Annotated in this window: 20 protein-coding genes; 1 reads left to right on the forward strand and 19 read right to left on the reverse strand. The window is 36.2% G+C overall.

Annotation, left to right across the window (positions count from 1 at the left end; all coding sequences use genetic code 11):
• Window positions 1-7: 7 nt before the first annotated feature.
• On the reverse strand, window positions 8-187 hold the full coding sequence (locus AB3G38_RS08360) for a histone H1 (RefSeq protein ID WP_367868040.1): 180 nt from the start codon (window positions 185-187) through the stop codon (window positions 8-10).
• Between the two features lie 222 nt (window positions 188-409).
• Between AB3G38_RS08360 and AB3G38_RS08365 the strand changes: the two genes are divergently transcribed.
• Window positions 410-772: a response regulator transcription factor gene (locus AB3G38_RS08365; protein ID WP_367868041.1), complete on the forward strand. Its 363-nt coding sequence runs from the start codon at window positions 410-412 to the stop codon at window positions 770-772.
• Here the strand turns inward: AB3G38_RS08365 and AB3G38_RS08370 are convergent.
• From AB3G38_RS08370 to AB3G38_RS08455, 18 genes are all read right to left on the reverse strand, one after another.
• Complete coding sequence (locus AB3G38_RS08370) at window positions 769-1,683, reverse strand: tetratricopeptide repeat protein (protein ID WP_367868042.1); 915 nt, start codon at window positions 1,681-1,683, stop codon at window positions 769-771. The genes AB3G38_RS08365 and AB3G38_RS08370 overlap by 4 nt on opposite strands.
• A gap of 38 nt (window positions 1,684-1,721) precedes the next feature.
• Window positions 1,722-1,928: an exodeoxyribonuclease VII small subunit gene (gene xseB, locus AB3G38_RS08375; RefSeq protein WP_068396816.1), complete on the reverse strand. Its 207-nt coding sequence runs from the start codon at window positions 1,926-1,928 to the stop codon at window positions 1,722-1,724.
• Window positions 1,906-3,279: an exodeoxyribonuclease VII large subunit gene (gene xseA, locus AB3G38_RS08380; RefSeq protein ID WP_367868043.1), complete on the reverse strand. Its 1,374-nt coding sequence runs from the start codon at window positions 3,277-3,279 to the stop codon at window positions 1,906-1,908. The genes xseB and xseA overlap by 23 nt, the downstream gene beginning before the upstream one ends.
• 25 nt (window positions 3,280-3,304) lie before the next feature.
• Entirely contained in the window at window positions 3,305-4,024 is a 720-nt protein-coding gene (locus AB3G38_RS08385; RefSeq protein WP_367868044.1) for an HAD family hydrolase, read from the reverse strand.
• Window positions 4,025-4,070: 46 nt separating this feature from the next.
• Window positions 4,071-5,057 carry a lysylphosphatidylglycerol synthase transmembrane domain-containing protein gene (locus tag AB3G38_RS08390; protein ID WP_367868045.1) on the reverse strand — a complete coding sequence of 329 codons (987 nt, stop codon included), beginning with the start codon at window positions 5,055-5,057 and terminating at the stop codon, window positions 4,071-4,073.
• 4 nt (window positions 5,058-5,061) lie between these two features.
• Window positions 5,062-5,997 carry a CDP-alcohol phosphatidyltransferase family protein gene (locus AB3G38_RS08395; protein ID WP_367868046.1) on the reverse strand — a complete coding sequence of 312 codons (936 nt, stop codon included), beginning with the start codon at window positions 5,995-5,997 and terminating at the stop codon, window positions 5,062-5,064.
• Window positions 5,984-6,877 carry a hypothetical protein gene (locus AB3G38_RS08400; protein ID WP_367868047.1) on the reverse strand — a complete coding sequence of 298 codons (894 nt, stop codon included), beginning with the start codon at window positions 6,875-6,877 and terminating at the stop codon, window positions 5,984-5,986. The genes AB3G38_RS08395 and AB3G38_RS08400 overlap by 14 nt, the downstream gene beginning before the upstream one ends.
• The gene (locus tag AB3G38_RS08405) at window positions 6,878-7,588 is read right to left on the reverse strand and encodes an NDP-sugar synthase (protein ID WP_367868048.1); all 711 of its coding nucleotides are present in this window, start codon (window positions 7,586-7,588) and stop codon (window positions 6,878-6,880) included. It lies immediately after the preceding gene.
• A 222-nt stretch (window positions 7,589-7,810) separates the two neighbouring features.
• Window positions 7,811-8,716, reverse strand: a complete 906-nt coding sequence (locus AB3G38_RS08410) for a Vps62-related protein (RefSeq protein WP_367868049.1) — start codon at window positions 8,714-8,716, stop codon at window positions 7,811-7,813.
• 134 nt (window positions 8,717-8,850) lie between these two features.
• Window positions 8,851-9,348: a hypothetical protein gene (locus AB3G38_RS08415; protein ID WP_367868050.1), complete on the reverse strand. Its 498-nt coding sequence runs from the start codon at window positions 9,346-9,348 to the stop codon at window positions 8,851-8,853.
• 443 nt (window positions 9,349-9,791) lie between these two features.
• Complete coding sequence (locus AB3G38_RS08420) at window positions 9,792-12,191, reverse strand: outer membrane beta-barrel protein (RefSeq protein ID WP_367868051.1); 2,400 nt, start codon at window positions 12,189-12,191, stop codon at window positions 9,792-9,794.
• Between the two features lie 218 nt (window positions 12,192-12,409).
• A complete protein-coding gene (locus tag AB3G38_RS08425; protein ID WP_367868052.1) occupies window positions 12,410-13,039 on the reverse strand; it encodes a sterol desaturase family protein in 630 nt (209 codons plus the stop codon).
• Window positions 13,040-13,065: 26 nt separating this feature from the next.
• The gene (locus AB3G38_RS08430) at window positions 13,066-13,638 is read right to left on the reverse strand and encodes a DUF4833 domain-containing protein (protein WP_367868053.1); all 573 of its coding nucleotides are present in this window, start codon (window positions 13,636-13,638) and stop codon (window positions 13,066-13,068) included.
• Window positions 13,639-13,664: 26 nt separating this feature from the next.
• A complete protein-coding gene (locus tag AB3G38_RS08435) occupies window positions 13,665-16,247 on the reverse strand; it encodes a DUF5686 family protein (protein ID WP_367868054.1) in 2,583 nt (860 codons plus the stop codon).
• Between the two features lie 165 nt (window positions 16,248-16,412).
• Window positions 16,413-17,402, reverse strand: coding sequence for an NAD-dependent epimerase/dehydratase family protein (locus tag AB3G38_RS08440; protein WP_367868055.1), 990 nt, complete (start codon window positions 17,400-17,402; stop codon window positions 16,413-16,415).
• 164 nt (window positions 17,403-17,566) lie between these two features.
• A complete protein-coding gene (locus tag AB3G38_RS08445; protein WP_367868056.1) occupies window positions 17,567-18,772 on the reverse strand; it encodes an aminotransferase class I/II-fold pyridoxal phosphate-dependent enzyme in 1,206 nt (401 codons plus the stop codon).
• Between the two features lie 267 nt (window positions 18,773-19,039).
• The gene (locus tag AB3G38_RS08450) at window positions 19,040-19,657 is read right to left on the reverse strand and encodes a TetR/AcrR family transcriptional regulator (RefSeq protein ID WP_367868057.1); all 618 of its coding nucleotides are present in this window, start codon (window positions 19,655-19,657) and stop codon (window positions 19,040-19,042) included.
• A gap of 149 nt (window positions 19,658-19,806) precedes the next feature.
• Window positions 19,807-20,154: a helix-turn-helix domain-containing protein gene (locus AB3G38_RS08455; protein WP_183866595.1), complete on the reverse strand. Its 348-nt coding sequence runs from the start codon at window positions 20,152-20,154 to the stop codon at window positions 19,807-19,809.
• Window positions 20,155-20,200: the final 46 nt, after the last annotated feature.

The raw sequence follows: 20,200 nt of genomic DNA on the forward strand, positions 1-20,200 counted from the left end.
CTAATATTTATTTAGCTGTGTTTTTTTTCTCCGTTACTTCAGTACGGATATCCTGAGCAAGGACTTTTAAATCCTGCATTGCTTTACGTACTCTTGTACCTGCTGCACTGTTGCCCGCAGCATAAAATTTTTCCGCATCAACTTCAACAGCAGCAAGCAATTCTTTTAGTTTTGAAAATTTTTCCATATTTTAATTTTTATACAGATCCAAATATATAACTTTTGGGAATTAAACATATAGACCAGCATTTTAATTGCTATCCTATCTGATAAATAAGCTATAATCGTCTTTTCGCAGGCAGAATAAAAATGACGCTGGAATTTCATACCGATCAGATTTTGTACTTATTTTTGTTCACCGAATGATTTAACCATCTTCAACAAAATAAAGAACAGGATATAAAGCCCTATGAATAAAAAGATATTAGTATTGGAAAAGAACAGAGATATTCTTGAACTGATTCATATTGTCCTGACTGATGAAGGTTATCATGTTGATCCGTTATCTTCAGAAAAAGAAATATTTGAGCATATCAGAAATTTCCGGCCAGATGTGATTCTGCTGGATGTAATCAGTCCCACTGAAGAAGGAACAGCATTATGCAAAACCATTAAGGCCGCCGAAGACTTCAGCCATATTCCGGTAATCGTGTTATCAACACATCCTAAACCGGAGGTAGTGAAAGAGATATGTGCAGATGAAGTTGTACCTAAACCTTTCGATATCTCTTTCTTACTCTCCACTATAGAGCACCAATTGATCAGTGCTTAAAGTTTATGTTTTGTTTTAAGGTATTTCAGATATTTCTGGTCATCCTCAAAAAGATCAGCACCTTCCATTTCATAAGCAGCCAATAAATTTGCGGTTGCATTTTCATGATCTCCCAACTCAAAATAAGTCTCGCCTAATCTCAGCAATACAAAAGGGTTCACTTCTTCCTCACTGGTATAGATATCATGCGCTACCAGCAAATGTTCCAAAGCTTCCTTATACTTTCCTGCATTAAAGTAAGCATCGCCACAAGAGGCCGAAACCCAGCCTGCTGCTTCCCAATCTTCTTTAGGCGCTGGTAATACATCCAGTGCTTTCTGGAACCATTCCGCAGCTTTATCGAAATTTGATGCATCCATCTCCAGGTTTCCCTGATCACAGTATTCTTCCATCAAATCCTGCTGCTCATCTGTCAGCTCTTCTTGTTGTGAATGATCAGCAGGAACAAAATTCTCCTTGAACTCTTCAAATTCCACATCAGAAGTCACTGCCATATGCAGAAAATCTGCATTAAAATCATGAAAAATACTATTTTTCCCTAAACTATGAGCAATCTTAAAATATACTCTTGCTTTATCCAGGTCACCAAGCGCATAATAAATGCTGCCAGTGGTGATAAAATGACCAGAACTTTTTACAGTTTCAGTCTTCATTTTTTCCTGAAGATATTCAGTTTCTTTTAAAAAATGAGGCAATGCCTTTTCAACCTGACCGGTCTGCTCATAAAAAGAGAAAATGCTATCCAGCAATATGCCGCCAACACTGCAATTTTCTTTAGGATGAGGGATCGATTCATTAATCTCCAATAAAAGCTGTTCAGCTTCTTCTAAATTTTGAGACTCAGTCAGTGTATAAACCTGATCAATCTGATCAAAAAATACTTCTTCTTCTTCTGGACTATAAACTAACATGGCTGATTTTTTTTAAATTAAACGGTGGGCGAAGGTAACTATAAGGGTTGGTTTTCCATCTGCTTTATAATTTTGTTGACTTCAGTCTCAGTAGACCTCAATTTTGTCTGACAAAAAGCAATCAGTTCGGAAGCCCGTTTTACTTTTTCGGCAAGTACATCTACAGAAACAGCTTCAGTTTCTATTTCCTGGGCAATCTGTGTCAGTTCACTATAAGCCGCTTCATAATTCAAATTCTTTTCCATTGCGGGATGTTTTAGCTAAAACTTTTGTACTGATTTCTGCTGAACTCAAAGCTATGGTAAGCTCCGTTCCAGCTTCAATCGCATCGGCATTACTTACAATCTGGCCATTTATTTTTACAATGGCAAATCCTTTGTTCAAAATATTCTGTGGGCTCATCATTCTCACGACAGATTCGAAGTGGCCAATATACCTGCCATGATTCGCGAAATACATCCGGTTAAAGGATTTAAAGTTCGCCAGCAGATTTTTCAGGTCTTTGCGCTTATTGGAGATAATAATTTTAGGATTGGTAAGTACCATACCCGAAAGATTCAGGATATCCCTGTGTTTTTCATGCAGCAGATTTTTCGAGGAATTGATCATGGTCTGATTTAACCTGGTCAGCAACTCCTTATGCTGGTTCATCATTTGAAAAGTCCGGATCACCAGATGCTGCTGAACAGATAATACAGCTTCTTCAAAATTCCTGTTATGTGCAATCAGCATCTCTGCAGCCTTCGTTGGAGTTTTTGTTGAAGTATGTGCCATTAAATCGGCAATAGTTTCATTTTTCTGGTGACCGATTCCTGTGATGACAGGAACCGGGAATTTCGCAATCGCGCGATTGAGTTCGTAATTATCAAAAATAAGAAAATCTGTTTGCGCACCTCCTCCCCTGATAATAACCAGCGCATCATACGCCTTACCCGAACCAAATACTTGTATAAGTTTGGTTAAAAACTGCCCCGCATTACCTTCACCCTGTACCAGGGCAAAGTAATCATCAATTTCAAAATGATACCCGAAACTATTATTCTCCAGGGTATGCCTGAAATCATGATAACCAGCAGAAGTATCAGAGGAGATCACCGCAATACGTTGTAAGACCCTGTTTAAAGGCAATTCGTTATTTCTGGTCCGGTATTGTCCAGCTATTAAACGGATAAATGAAGGATTATCCCTTACCAGCCTGTCCAAAGTTTCTTTGCGCTGCTGCTCAAACCGGCCTAAAGTAAAAGTCGTATCAATATCCAGCAGATTCAGCTGTAACCCAAAAGATGGATTATACTGCACAGCAACCTGGATCAGCACATTGATATCATTTTTAAATTGCTGCCCTGTCGCCTTCTCGAAATTAGCAATATTCACGGAAGCATTTCCCCATGCCCTCCCACCTATTTTAGCCAGGATTTTTGCAGAGGATTTATCTTTTTCAACCAGTTCAAAATAATGAAAATTACTTTGAGGCTTATAAGTATAATTTGTAATATCGGCAATTACCCAAAATGTCTTCGAGCCAAAAACACCGTTGATTGTCTCCTGAATCTGACGGGTAAGTTCGGATAATTTTATAGCGGGAATTGCTGCCAATTTTAAGGGGGTATTAAGGATAAATTCAGGAAGTGACCAGGAACTTTTTAATTGCCGAAAAGTCCTTGATTTCCTCATCAGCAACTACACCATTGGTATTAGACGCACTCAGGTGATCATCATCTTCCCATCCAATGCCGTTAAGCCATACTGTATGGCATCCAATCTCTTTAGCCGGGATAATATCCTTACTAAAAGAATCTCCGATCACCAGGCATTCCTCCGGATTAAAACCTAAAGCTTTTACACCCAGTCCATAAATTGCAGGATCAGGCTTTCTTACCCCTACCACAGCAGATTCAACTACTTCAGCAAAAAGATGTCTGATCCCAAAATCTTCCAAAACAGCATTCAGGTTTCCATAGAAGTTGGAAACCATAACTAAAGGATAATTTGCAGCCAGTTCTTCCAGAATAATTTTGGCATTTTGAACAGTCTCTCTTGCAAATTCATTACAATCACTGGCAATCAGTTCAATATAGCTTTGGTCAAGATCAAACCCATTCTCCTTTAAAAAAATGAATTGCTGCTCAATTTTTGCACGTAATACCTGTAAAAAGGTAAATGAAGGCTGTACAATCGGATGAATAGCCAGGCTTCTTTCTCCAAAAGAATATGCCTTGAAAAATAAGTCTTTTGGTATTTGTATATCGAATTTCTGATAGCTGTTTTTTAATACTACTGCCCAATGAAGGCCATTGGTATCAATCGTCCCGCCGTAATCAAATAAGAGTCCTTTTATCATATAATTGAATATTTTATTCCTGACAAAAGTACATGATATTTTCAAATTATCTTTTTGAAACTCTCATTAAAATAAAGCCAAAAATAATCCACACTATTTCTCTGATCCTCATGATGATCCCAATAAAAATACCAGTTTCTGCTGGTAATCCCACACTTCGAAGCGCCAGTGCCAGCCCTCCTTCTCTTACCCCAAGCTGCATAGGAAAGAAGAAAATAATATTTGCAAATAACGAAGAAGCCGAACTGATAATCAGTGCTTGTGAAACCGTCATATCCAAACCAATGGCAACAGCCGTAAAATAAATTTCTGCGCAGGTGACTACCCTGGCCAGGATTTCATAGAAAAGTGCCATCAAAAAGCGTGGCTTCCGCTGTTCATATAACATTCTGATCTGATCATCCACTTCATGCAGAGATTCCGATTTCTCCTTTAAAAAGTTAGCCGCAAATTTCTTAACAAAAGGGAGCTTCTGCAAGAGCAGAAAAGTATTGACCGTGAAACCCTTTTTATAGATACTTAAAAACCATAAAATAATTAAAATACCTGCAATAAAGCCTACAACGCAGCCAATAACCATGGTGGATTCCATTGGCAATACCGCCAGGATCAGCAAGATCGAAAGCACCCAGAAAACGATGTGTGAAAACACGTGCATCATTCCATATAACAATACAGAAGAAGTCGCTTTATGGATTCCCATAAACTTTTTCAGCTCCATGATCCGGTAAGGCTCACCTCCAAGGGCTACAAAAGGAGTAACGTAGTTTATCGCATACCCTGTAATGGTTAACCGGAGTACGGTTGAAAACGGCAGGTCACTTTCAGGTAATGCAGGCTCCTGAATAATCTGACGAAATGCCAAAGCATTCAGCCCGTAAATAACCAGCCAGCTCCCAATAATAGGAAGGAACCAGATCCCTGTTTTTTCTATATTTCCCAGAATTTCATGAAAACCCAGTTTGTAAATCATAAAACCGAGCGTAACAATGCCCAGTGCCATGAAAATTACTTTATAAGCCTTACTGTTCATTGATTTAAGCTTTAGCTAAAAGACGTTCGTAAAACATACGGCTTATTTTTTCCTGTCTGTTCACCATGTAAATTAAGATCGCATTTAAAACCACCAGGTCGAATATAAAATAAACCCAGGTTTCGTCCAGAAATAACCACAGAAACAAAAAGATTACCCGGGTATTGAACTGGATAATGTTTGTATACTTCATCAGTGGCTTATTCAGTGTACGAAACTCAGTGATTAATTCTGAAGGTAATTCAGTTGCATATTTCTGCTTAACCACAGCCAGAAATTTCTGTAAGTAAGGTGAACATCTTTCCTGCAAATGCGTATAATTGAGGTATCCTTTAGCAACTATACGCAAAAACAAACTGGTTTGTTTTGCATCCCTGTCGTATTCTCTTTGTAAATCTGCAGTATTATCCAGCTCACTGCCCGAAACACCTTTAATAAAGAATAAATGCACATTACGGTAATAATCTGCCATAGCCGACTGGAATATATGAGCAACCCCTGCACCAACGCCCAGGATCCAGATCCATGCAGGCCAGCCTTCATTCTGAAGACGTAAACAGATAGCAATATGTATGGAAGCAAACCAAAAGTCTCCGGCAAAACCATCGAGAATCCTTCCCAGACGACTTTTATTATTCGTAATTCTGGCCAGCTGTCCATCTGCACTATCCAGAGAATTCGCAAATATTAACAACCCCATTCCGATTACATTCAGCCATAAGTCTGGAAAATAGAACATAATTCCCGCTCCTACGCCGAAGAAAATACTGATTATCGTAACCGTATTCGGAGTGATATTCAGCTTCGCACAAAATAGCGCAATCTGATAACCAATAGGACGGTAAAAATATATATCTATCTTTTCTTCTGTATCATTTGATTTCAGTGTATTTTCAAATGATACTTTTGACTGTTCCTCAGTCAGGTTAAATTCTTTCATCAACTTTTAATGTAAAATTTTCTATCAGACATTGTGCGATATGGGGTGCGGCCTGTGCTCTGCAAGGTGCAAAACTTGGCCAGTCATTAAAATCAATGATACGAAACGTTCCATCCTTGCTCACAATGGCGTCACCACCATAAACAAATATATTCAAAGCCTCAGCAGCAGTATTAGCTGCACTTTTTAACAGCTCCTGATCAAAAGGATAATGGAAAGTCTTTCCGTTTGTTTGTTCATATTCAGCATATTTATGGTGATTATGATCATAAGGATAAAAAAGGTAGAAAAATTCGCTCCCTCTGATACCGTAAAACTTAACCAGATCGCCCAATAAATTCTGAGAAATCAGTGCATTAGGTATTCCTCTGAGGCTAAACTCTTTTAAAATATATCTTCCCTGTTCCTCTGATTCAACATAAGTTACATCTTCTTTATGAATGGCATGAAAATCACCTCTTTTAATCCAGAATCCATCTCCAGGTAAATCCTGAAATAAATCTTCATCGGGCTGGTCAGTTGCAGTAATTTTACTTTTAGGGTAAGGTACATTTGCCTTAATCAGGGCGTTTGTCATATTGATCCTAAAACAATTCTCAATACCAAAGCCAGAATTTATAATAATTTTTCCGGATTTTTCCAGTATCTGCAATTTTAAGATTACATCTTTCTCCCTGGCCATGGTAAAAATGAATTCCTCCTTTACCTCAGGCATGGTTAGAAATTCATTTTCAGTGCACACTGTAACCTGGTGACCCAGTTTTTCCAGTTCTGAAATGGTAAGGTTAAAAATTGCCTCATCGTTACCTATATGGTTAGGAGAAAATATGCTCCCTCTTTTAACCCCAAGCAGGGTCATTTTATTTACGTTCTTGTCCACTTATCTTTCTACCTCGCTTAAAAAGTGTTCAGCTTTCTCAATATCTGAAACATGATCAACATCCATAATTTTATTAAAACTATGCGCTCTTACCACAAGGTTATTTTGTATTAAAAGTCTCTGAAAATTTCTCATCCGGTGTAGTCCGCTATTAATTGCTACTGGAACCAGATCAAGTGCTTTCTTACGCAGGCAATAAATCCCGCCAGAAACAAATGATTTTTCCTGAGTTGCATGGTCAGTAATTTGTTTGATTACATTGTTAGGATCAAAATTGATATACAATGGACTCTCGTCATCAATGAATGACGTAACTGCTAACAGTCCATCATCATTTTTGTTTGCTTTAAAATCTTCAATATAGTTTTGGAACTCTTCTTTTTCAAAAACTGAATCAGTTGTAGTCAGACATAATTCTTCTATATCCTTAAATTCTTCTAATAATTCATGAAAACTATGCAAAGAACTCTCCGTGGTTTTTGTAATGATTTTAAGCGGTACGGCTGATTCGTAATTCTTTAAATATTCTGCTAATTCAGAAGAATTTTCGTTAATTATAATATAGATTACCTCTGCGTCGTTATTAATGAAAATTCTCATCAACCGGTCAATCAGCATTTCTCCATTGATTCTGACCATAGGCTTTAAACCTATGTAGCCTTCATTGGAAAGACGGGAACCTTCTCCCGCAGCGATTATTGCATATAACATAAAACTTATCGTATTTTTTATTTCTTCAAATTAAGACGTATAAAGTAAATTTAACCGAAAAAATTCAAATAGTAAGAATCTCCCATTTACAATATATACAATTCAAAAACAGCGCTTTAAATTTTATTTAAAGCGCCAGAATTTAAATTAATAGACGAAATTAGTAAAATAGTCAGGATTATGGTGTGTTAAGAAAATATTATGGCAATAATAAGACAGATTTTATTTGATTTTTTTGAACCATGGACCAAGAGGCCCCGTAGTAGCTGCCTGCTCCCCTACTTCACCCCATGCACCAGCATAATCCTTCCAGGGCTGGTTCTCCAGATTAGAAACTTTAGTAGTGATTAACCATTCATACCCACCAGCCGAAGCATCGTCTGAATTAAGAATATGATACTTTCCCGGATGATTGTATAGCGCATGAGTGCCTTTTGCACTATAAATATATAAAGTCTGAATACCATCAGTTACGTTGATTTCGAGTGCACTTTTATCATAATATTTGTCATCACCATGCGCACTCAGCCATGCGCCTTCAATGCTGTCATTTAAAACATTCAGCGTAACACTTTCCCAATCTCCCTGATGAGAAAAACTTAAACCCGAAACATTAGAATAATTGTAGCCATAAAACAACCAGTATTGTAATCTTATATTATCAGGTGTATACAAAAAAGATGAAACCTTGGCATTAGGATCATGATCCCCAGGTAAATTATCATCCGGTTCAAGGAAGACATTATAATCTCCTTTATTGTCATCTTTTGGTCTTCTGTTTCTGCCACTGTTTTCCAGCCCATACCCGTTAATAACATTTATGGGAATATCATAATACTCACTGTTATGAGAATTATTTCTGACAAATTTATTTGAGTTTTTATTATACCCTTCATCAGAACCAGATCTTTCATGTCTGAAGCGGGATTTTTTTATAAAATCGAGAGGTTCCATCGGAAAATAGTTCTCTGAAGGATGCAGCCTGACTACGACTTTAATTTTTGAAACATCAACCGCGTTTACAGTGACAGCAACAGAAGATGGAGACTTTAAAGTATTGGAAGATTCCACACCTTTTTTGCATCCGCAGGCTAATAAGCACAGGGCTACTAAAATATTTACTTTCATTGAGTTATTATTTTTTTCTGTAAGATGAAGCCTTTAATGGTTCATGAATGAGGAATAGAAGAGCTAAAAAAAATGGTTTTCCAGCTATAATTGGAAAACCATTTTTAAAATATCCGGGAAATCAATCCCTGCTTTTATTGGATACGGATAGCAGAAACTTTTCCGTCCAAACCATTTTTACGAACGTAAGTAACTTTCACATTACTATCTTCATAATTTTTCTCAAAAGTATCCAGGTAATAACCAGTCACCGTAGTTTTGAATTCAATTACAGTGTAATCATCGTTTGTTTTTCCATCAGGACTATCAAAAATAGTAACACTTCTTCCAGCAGTACCAGAAAGTCTTCCAGATCTCGCTCTGTCATTTATTGAGGTAAATGAAGCAGTAGGATGAAGCAGAAAATTCTTCAGGTTAGCAGTACCACCAAGTGCTATTGAATAATAAGGATTATTTACATTGGCCGGTTGAGTTGCCGCAATAGAGCCAAATACCCCGCATGGACTAGAAAAATCACCAAAATTGTCTTCATACAACTGGATTTCAGCAAATGCCTGTGCATTTGCAGCTTTACTAAATAGAGTACCACCAACAACAGCAACAGCAACGAATAATAATTTTTTAATTTTCATTTCTCTTTTGATTAGTAATTAAACATTGAACAATAAAATACACGTTTTAAGTAATTTAAAATTACATTAAATAATTTAAAACAACAATTAATTACATTAAATAATATCAAAAATAATAAAAACATTTATATAAATAACTAACAGCATATATAATTTAATAAAAAATAATTAATAATTAATTATAGATAATATAAAATATTTAATTAATTACAATAAAAGAATTAAAAGAAACATTTAAACAGAATTAGCACAAACAGACAAACATGCCTCTTTATACTCCAAAAAAGCAGAATTGAATAACTAAATTTTAACTTAAAAGCCATATTATTAAAACACACTTGTTATTTAAAAAAATATAACGTCAGGAACAACTTTAAATCTTTTAAGATCAAATAATATTTACATTTATAATACAAAAAATCAAATCTGATAACATTCCATAATTATCTTTTAGCAAATTTATTCAGATTATAATGTAACGAAACGATAAAATAACGGGTAATGATTGTAGATTTTTCATCAATTGTCGAATTGCCAGCGAACGATCTGACAGCATTATTATTTTGATTTAGTAAATCAGAAATCTGCAGACCAACTGTCCCCTTATTATTTGGGAATACTTTTCTTTCCAATCCCAGGTTAATAACCAGAGGATTTCCGGCAACAATATTCGTATAACCAGCATTAATTCTTTTCAATACATCCGCAGTTGCTTTATACTGATAAAAAAAAGAAAAAGCTCCTGACAGGTTAAACTGAAATGTCCGGATATTCAGGTTTTGCTCAGGCAGCGTAGCAAAATGATTGGAAGTATTAGAGAACATAGCAGATACCTGCGCATTGAATTGCTGTGCATCTATATTGCCGCTTACTGATTGAGAAACTGTCATTATTTTATTACGGTTAATCAGCCCTTCTGTAAGCGTCACTAAATTACTATAATTCACTTGCCCGTTGAGAGCTACACGCGCCGGAAAACCCGCTAATTTCAAAGGGATTGTATAAGAATAATTTGGAGCAATAGTATATGCGCCATTTAAATTAACATAACTGGTCTGCTGTTTGGTCGTGCCGGAAGAATTTGTAAAAAGAGTTTTATTTAAACTGATCATATTCCTTCTGATCGTATAATTTACAGATAACAGAAAAGACCGGCCATTTTTAGCCTGACTTCGAAAAACAAGCTCATTGGTATGATTAAATGAAGGTTTTAAAGCTGGATTACCAACGATCCTGTTTTGAATATCAGTATCATCTGTATTGAGCTGCAATTGCGCTATAGCAGGGAGCGTTCCCTGCCCGGTATAAGTAAATTTAATCGAATTCCTGCTGTTAAATAGATAGTTAAAACTGGCCGCAGGATATACCTGGTTAACTTTAACAGACAGAACCTCTGCTATTTTTTCCTGTTGATTTTCCAGCAGGTTCCGGTTTAAATTTACACCAGCCACAAAATCTATTTTCTCCCCCGAATAGTTATAAGTCAAGCTATAAAGCTGAGTGTTTATCTTCACCAGGCTATGGTTACTCAGTGAATCCAAAGCGACTGTCTTTTGATCAGTATTAATTTTCGCGGTTTTAAAATCCGAACTAAGATTTGATAACTCACTTGAAAAATTAAACTGCAAGCTGCTATGTTCACTCAAAGGTTCCCGAAAATCCAGACTAAATGTTCTTTTCTTCTCCACTGAATTTTCATTGATCAATAAATTGATAACTGAATCTCTTCCCGTACCGCCAGGAAAAAGATAATCTCGTACCGTATTCCATGTTTTACTATCCTGTTTACCCCGGTCTCTTTGAACCGACCCCTGCAAAGACAAAGACCGGCCCTCTTTTTTAAAACGGTGATCAATAGAAAAATCAGCCTGATAAGAACTGGAGTTAGCAGAAGAACGGGCATTTGAACCCAGATCCTGATTGATTATCCCGGTTTGATGACTTACTTTATCTATATTTAAATAGGAATCAGAAAAAGATAAAGATGGAGAAATCCTTATCTCTGTTTCTTTACCAGGGTTATAAATCAGAGATGAATTAACCAGGTGCTGCTGAGCTTTATTTTCGGATTTAGCCTCAATGGAATTGAGAATTTCACCCGATGGAATAACAGTTTTTATAGCTGAACTGCTACTGGAATTATTGCCTCTTTTATCAAATCTGTAATTTGAAGTAATTTTAACTTGATGACTTAATTTATCATTATATACTGTACTGAAACTACTTGAATTGTCTACCCCAAGCGTGTTCTTGGCATAGCTTAAATTGGTACCTGAAGAAATCTGCTGATCATCCAGCCAGTAGTTCCCGCTCACATCCAGCCCGGCCTTTGAATTATTACCGGCATTAACACCGGCAGTACCGAATTTACCACTGTTAATCCCATTTTTAGTTACAATATTGATCATCTTCTGCGGACTCTTCTTCCGGATTCCTGTAAAAGCAGCGTGATCACCATAATCTTCAATTAGCTGGATTTTAGAGACAATTCCCACAGGAAGCCTGCGGATAAACTCCTTCACATTCCCGGTAAAAAAGTCCTTGCCGTTCACTCTTAATTTATAGACTTCTTTATTTTCATGTTTTAAACTGCCATCCTGACCAATTTCCATACCAGGCAGGCGTTTCAGCAGCTCTTCTACCATCAAGCTGGAATCCACGCCATAATACGCAGCATCATATTCAACAGTATCTTTTTTGATTATAACAGACTGCCGCTTACGGACAATATTGACTTCCTTTAAATTGACACCACTTGAATCTGTTTTAGAAACCTGGGCATTTGTCCCGACCGTTAACAGTATAAAAAAAAGCAGGAACATCGAAAAACACCATCTCAACATAACTCAAACAGGAATTCAGGTAACTAAAAGTCCAATATAGCAATACATAAATGAAATTCTTTTAAATATCAACTATATACTTATCAATTAAAGTTATATTAAATGATAATTAAAGCAAACTTATTAACATGAAAATCTACCAGTACACAAAAAAACCTTCTGACAAGAAATATCAGAAGGCCTTTTTTTATGTAAGTCTGGCTTTTAAACCACCTGAATTAAGTGTTCACCTTTTTATCGAAATCTGAACCTAAAACTTTATCCCAAAGGGCCGAGCTTACCCCATAACCTTTAGTAGAATCAGAATAATGATGCAGCATATGGTGTTGTTTCAATTTCTTCCAGAAAGGATTTTTAAAGTTAGCATGGTGCAAAGCATAATGCGCCATATCATAAACCAGGTATCCAATTAAGAAGCCTGCAAAAAAGGCATTTATAGTTCCCGCAGGCAGCAGATATAAAAACAAGTAATAAAGTATCAGTGCCATAGGAATACTGGCAGAGGGCGGCATTACCAGGCGTTTGGCATCATTTGGATAATCATGGTGAACACCATGAAAAATAAAATGTATCCGCTTTCCTATTTTGGATTTAGGATAAAAGTGAAAAATATAACGGTGCAGAATATACTCAGCAATAGTCCAGATAAACAGCCCCAGAACCATCCATCCGGTAAAGCTGAAAAAATTCATAGTTGTTTCAGTCAAAGCAAGCCAGCAGAGATAAGCGATAACCGGAATATAAACAATCAGGGGTATGTAAAAATGAACTTTTGACAAACGCTCTAAAAATCCGCTTTTGAATATTCTGATAGATTCAGAAGAATTCGAAATAAAATTTTTCTTCATAGCAATATAATTAAGAGTATTATTTTTTAAATTTTGATCCGTTCAGTAATAACCGCATTATTGGAAGTATTTACACCTTTGATCTCGACGTACTTCACATTAGGTAACCAGAACGATCCACCTTCTATCCGCAAAAATATGCGTTCTATTTGTATTTTCTTATTATTAACTGTCACATAAACATGATATTTTTTATCTTGCTCAGATCTAACCAGATACATCGGCAGCTTCTTATGAGAAACAAAACGTAATTCATACTGATCTTTACCAATTGCTTTGGCATTTATACCATAAGCAAATTTACGCTGAACGTAACCCAGTTCTTTTTTCTCTCCATTTTCATCATAGCGGATCCAGTAAACAAGAATTGGTTCATCTTTATTGACCTGTCCTTTAGCATCAACATTTAATTCACAGATAATGGTATTGGTATTCGGATCCCGCTGCAAATAGAACAGCTGATTGCTGATTCCTTTGGGTACCGGAAATTTCAACGGCGAGGGGTTACTTTGATCCTGAGTTTGTGAGAAAGCAGTAGCAAAGCTACTTAAAGCTATTGCTGCTGACAGAAAAAACAAACGGAACGATAATGCTTTCATGATAAATATATTTGACTATTTCCTTTTTAAAAATCGAATTTAACTCTCGCACGGATACCCCATTCTGATACACCAGGATTATCCAGATAATTAAATCTTCTCACCATATCCACACGCAGTAATTTAAAGATATTACCCACTCCTACACTTCCTTCAATATATGGAGTACTGCTTAATGCGTTGGTTGTTGTTACCCCTTGTTCGTTTTTAGGGAACTGAAACAATGAAGGATTCATATTTGGATTATTTTCATTTCTTAATCCACCATAGAGCGCCTTGAATGAAACCAGTTCTCTGAATTTTAATTTTTTAAGCAATGGTATTTTATTAAAGAAGAATCCATTGAAATTATGATCGATCATGATACTTGCATAGTGATCACTGACAAATTCAAGGAAGTTCATTAAATTGTATGACATCAATTGATAAGCATACGTCTGATTGGCCCTGTGAATAGTCAATAAAGGAAAAGGGACCTTTCCCAAAATATATCCACCCTCTGCGGTTACATCTGTATACCCAAATTGTGACAGGTAGAATCTTTTATCTATACTGGCCACAAAATTATGATAATTATACTGACCTCCAAGCACCCCTTTCAAGCCTGCTGTATAACGCAGATTGAAAATAGGATATTTATCAATAATTGGCGTTCTGTATACTTTTCCCTGGTAAAACTTCTCATAAGGTGCGTAACGTAAACTTACCGTAAGCTCAGATGTATTGATTTTATCAACAGGCGTGATCATATGGTCAGCATTAAAGCTATTAAAGCCTAATGACCCGGCTGGTCTTTGTGTCCATTTACGGAAACTCAGCCCATAAGAAAAATGGTTTTCAAATTCCCTGGTATAATCGATCTTATAAATATCATTATACGTCATCATATTATTTTCCCCGCGTTTGAACGAAAGCAGGAAGTTATCTTCCTGTACAAACTGAAGTTCCTGACCAGGGATTTTTGTATCCCTCTGGAAACTTGCACGAACAAAGTTCTGAGGAAAAGCATAAATTGACTTGTTGTTGATAGAATAAGTTCCGCTTAAGAAATACTTCCACTTCTCATCTTTAAAGCCATACGCAGTATAAGTCTCAAAATAGTATCTTTTACTTAATGCCGGAGTAGTACGGCCACCCAGACGTAAACGGAAACCCTCTACATTATTGAAACTGTAAAACGTATTGACCGGGCCCATTTCAAATGGCCCGAAATCTTTGTATCCGGCAAAGAACAAGGTCACAATGTCCATCGTCCTTTTAAAGGATGGGATCGTTTGTAAAGTATCAATATTCTTATAGATTTTCAGATTATTACCTATCAGTGTATCATTCTGTCTCTGGTTATCCCAGAACTGCTCTGAACGTAATCCTGCCTGCGGACTAACCACCAATGCAGCACCTTTGTAAACACTGTCCGGTCTTGGATTATTGATTTTGTAATCTTTGAACATGACCGTACGCTGTCCGGTAAAACCTCCTCCTTTATTCTTATTGATACCAAAATCAATAATCAGATTTGTTTTGGACAAATGGTATCTGCCATCCGGATTTTTATCAAAATCAAGCTTAGCTTCCAATGCTCTGACGAAGTTAAGATTGATGTTTTTATTTACGGTCAGGAAAGCATCCTGAACAGCATAATTGCCATCCATCGTAATGTATATCTTACCTTCAAATAAAAGATCCGAATTATTTCTTGGAATAAAAGAAAGCTCAATCAGCTGAGGACTGTGTGTTTTTATAGTATCAGTGATAAAAAATTTATAGAAAGTAGGTGCCGAATCAGCAATCGGGCTTAAAAACTGGTTACTTACTATAGAAATATTACTATCATAAATATTAATGTCTGCGTACATCCTTTCAAAATACTTACTCAGCCCTTCGGTGTCAATAAATTTACTGTCATAATTCACATGCTTATCACCAGTAATAATTGTCTTTTTCTTATCCGGAGATTTCTGTAAATAGACCTGTGATACTTTTTCTTCCATAAAAACCGGAAGTGTTAACTTACCACCAATCTTAGTAGAATCCTGTTTTTCAAAAAGAAACTGGTAGTTCTTGAAAATACGTTTATTCTGAAATTTCTCAGACAGGTTACTTAGAGAAAACAGCATTTGCTCATACTGCTGGTATTCTACATGGTCATAATTCTTATTCTGATTTTTAGCTTTATTTTCAATTACTTTTCTGATCAGCTCAACCGCAGGATTATTTTTATTTCTGTAAGCAGGTCTTTTATTAGAACTGATCACAACTTCTGTCAGTTTTTGAGATTCTGATTGCAACTTAACATTAACCACTTGCGTCTCTCCAGGTTTAACGGTCACGTAAGATGTTTTATACCCTACATAACTAATTTGCAATTGCGTATGCTGCTCACTTGTTGAAATGGTATACTTACCATCCACATCCGTTTTAGTGATAATCCCTGTCCCCTTAAAGAGAACTGTGGCATAAGGAACCGGATCTTTATCGGTTGCATCAGATACTGTACCTGTGATTACTGTACGCGAAACAGTTGCAGGTTGCTGAGCCGCAGATTTAAATGCAAAAAATGGCATCACTAAAGCACAGATCAGTATGATTTTTTTTAGGTGAGGTTTCATAATTATATCAAAGCAAATTTCAAAAAAAATACCTGCGGACGGACTAATGCAGTAAAAAAGTCAATAATAAGAGCAAAAAAAAGATCCATTTTATAACCCATAAACACCTTCATATCAACAAATAACAATTTAAAACTAATATTAAATTTCAGAGATCGCAGCTATTTATAGCCATTTATTATTCTTGTACCAATTTACTGTTTCCACTAATCCTTTTTCCAGATTATAAACAGGTTTAAACCCAAAATCTTTTTGGAGTTTTTCAATACTGCATGCCCAGTTAATGGCAGTCAGTTCATTTATCTTTTCTTTATTCAGTGTAGGAGCATCTGCAGAGTTTTTATAGATCAGTTCCATTAACGCTGCCAGTGCAGCAACTGCCGGAACAGGCAGATGAAACTTCCATGTTTTTTTCTGCAACGCTTTCTTCACTCCTTCCGCTAAAGCGTACCTGTCATAGATACCACCATCAGACACATTATATTGTTTATTTGTTACATCTGAAAACAAGGCTTCTATAATAATTCTGGCAAGGTCTTTCACATAGATGAAACTGATCTGCTGCTTAAAACTGCCAATATGAGGCTCAAGCCCTTTGTTTATAGTTTGCAATAAAATAAAAATATCTTTCTCCCTTGGCCCGTAAACCGCTGTAGGACGGATTACCAAAAGCGGCAGTCCTTTGATTTCTTTCAGGTACTGCTCTGCCAATAACTTACTTGCGCCATAGTTAGTTACAGGATGAGCCGGAGAATTATCTTCAATCAGGCCATTCAGGTCCGTTAAAGGACCAAGCGCTGCAAGACTGCTGACAAAAATGAATTTCTCCAGGTTAATAGCCGCTGTTACAGCTGCTAAAGCAAGGTTCTGAGTATATACTGCGTTAACAGTATTGTATTCTTCCTGAGTTTTAGCCCTGGTAATACCAGAAGCGTGTATAATGTAGCTGTATTGTTTTTCTTCTAATTCTTTTTGAAGTGAATTGATGTCACTGAAATCAGGGTGCGTATACTGAATATCAAATTCCTGAAGATGTTTAATATGACTAGTTGGTCTTACCGCTGCAAAAACCTCTAAATCAGCCGAAATAGCTGCAGCAATCAAATGGAATCCAACGAAACCACTTGCTCCGGTTATCAATACCCGCTTTTTCATATCGCTTTTTCAAATAACTGCGAATAAAAAGTAAGACCATTTTTAACAGATCGTTGCCCAAAACAAGGCTTGTAAAAGCTAAGTATATGCCCCTGAAATACAAATAAGTCAGGAACACAACTAAAATCCTTTTTGCCATTACGGGCAACGCTCTGTTTCATAACCTAGATACTAACCTTTACCGGGGTTAGCTGAACTTCTTTAAAAGCAGCATAAAGTTTATCTACCGCTTCCTCAATCTGAGCAAAGGTATGTGTAGCCATCAGAGAGAATCTGATCAGAGACGAATCCGAAGGTACAGCTGGTGAAACAACAGGATTAACAAATATCCCGTTCCTGTGCAGAATATTGGTGATCAGGAAAGTTTTATCGTTATCTCTGATATAAACAGGTATAATTGGACTGTCAGTATGACCGATATCAAATCCCGCATCTAAAAGTAGTTTTTTTGCATAGTTTGTGTTATCCCAAAGTTTATCAATACGTTCTGGTTCCGATTCTATAATATCCAATGCTGCAATTACACTTGCAACAGCAGAAGGAGTCATGCTTGCACTAAACATCAATGAGCGTGCTCTGTGTTTAATGTATTCTATCGTTTCTTCTGTTCCTGCAATAAATCCACCCAACGAAGCAAATGATTTACTGAAAGTACCCATGATCAGATCTACATCATTGGTCAGATTGAAGTGAGAAGCCACTCCTGAACCGTTAAATCCGATAACGCCTAAACTGTGCGCGTCATCCATCATTATATTCGCGCCAAATTCATCTGCAAGCTGTACAATTTCCGGAAGTTTAACAATATCTCCCTCCATACTAAAAATACCATCTGCGACGATCAGTTTGGCTGAATCTTCTGGTAATCTGCTTAATTTCTTACGCAGATCTTCCATATCGTTATGTGCATATTTTATAGTACGTGAAAATGAAAGACGGCTGCCATCAATGATAGAAGCATGATCATATTCATCAAGAATCAAATAATCGTTTCTTTCCAGTAAGCACGAAATAACCCCAAGGTTAACCTGGAATCCTGTACTGAATAATACCGCAGATTCTTTACCTACATAGGCAGCAAGTCTTCTTTCCAGTTCCAGATGGATATCCAGTGTTCCGTTCAGAAATCTTGATCCGGCACAACCTGTTCCGTATTTATCAACAGCAAGTTTTGCAGCTTCTTTAATTTTCGGATGGTTAGTTAACCCCAGATAAGAATTTGATCCAAACATCAAAACTTTTTTCCCTCCAATGATGACCTCAGTGTCTTGTGCCGACTCTATAGATCTGAAATAAGGGTATAATCCTTTTTCCTTAATTGCATTTGCATCTTTAAATGCTGCAATCCTATCGCCCAATTTTTTACGCATGCCTGAATTGTATAATGTTTACTTCAGATAGATTCATAATTTATTTTATTCATACACAGCCTCATACAAAAAATACCGCAATGAAACATGATCTAATATATTAAAAATATGTTAATTTTAAGATAGACAAAAGTAAATTATTCTTAGACCATAACCGTATTTTAGTCTATAATATTATTGTCAAATAAATAATTCCACCCTTTATACCTTATTTTATTGTTTAAACCTTCCCTGTATTTCCTGTTAAAACAAGAAATACGCTTCAGATTAATTGTTTTCTGTCTTCTTTTTTAAAGTATCCGTACCTATCCCTGTAATTAGCATATCGATCATTTCATCAAAATATTCATGTGTCCGCTGTTCCGAAAGTTCTATGGATAAAGGGAAATGCAGCCCGCGAAAAACCGTCACCATCACAAAAGAAATCTTATTCATTCTTTCCAATGTCATTTCTTTAAATTCACCAGACTGGCTTCCTCCGAGGAGGATCTCCGTAATCATATCAATCTGAATCTGTTCGTATCTTGATTTGATACAAATCAGCATTCTCATGCTATCAACAATATCATCAAACAATACCTCTCTAAAGCTATGAAAACCTATTATAGAGGTAATTTGTGCTTGTAAATAAGCTTTTAGTTTTTCTTTTGCCGTTAATGAAACATTGACAGCTTCGCGTATCCGCTTCACTACATTTTTCATTTCATCTTCAACAACTGCCTCAAAAATCTCAATTTTGCTTGGAAAATAATAATAGAGCGTGCTCTTTCCTTTACCAGCAGCAGTCGCTATCTCTTCCATGGTTGTTTTTTTCAATCCATGTTTTCCAAATAACTTCTTTGCTCCTGATAATATCTCCTCTATTACAATCTCATCCTTTTCCATTCAAAACTGCTGATAAATAATTAGACCGAAATTCAATTATGGTCCAAAAGTATTGTAAATATTTCATTCCGCAATCTTTCCCTATCAAATCCGACATTGAAATGATAATGATATTAAATTAAAAATAAAAATGGCTATAAGATTTTATCTTATTTTGACTGCCCGGGTTTAGCACGAAGATCTTCTTTATCATAAAGATCGATTAATTTGCTCTGCAAACGGATCACACTTGTTTCCAGTTCAGTTACCTTTTGTTTTAAGCGTTCATTCTCTTCCCCTACCTCGCTTTTATCATCTTCTCCTGTATTAAGCAATTGTCTGATATCCAAACCATGTACTTTCGCGATCTGATGAATCCTGCTGAAGTTTGGATCAGTAATACCTGTTTCCAATTTTGAATATGCAGGAATAGATACCTTTAATAACTCGGCCATTGTTTTTTGGTTAAGACCTCTTTTTTGACGGAGAATTTTGAATTTCTGTCCCAGTGTTTTCATTATATTATATTTATTTGTGAGTTGTTTTGAAAAATAAAATTAGAAA

The organism is Pedobacter sp. WC2423, from assembly GCF_040822065.1.
GTDB lineage: Bacteria > Bacteroidota > Bacteroidia > Sphingobacteriales > Sphingobacteriaceae > Pedobacter.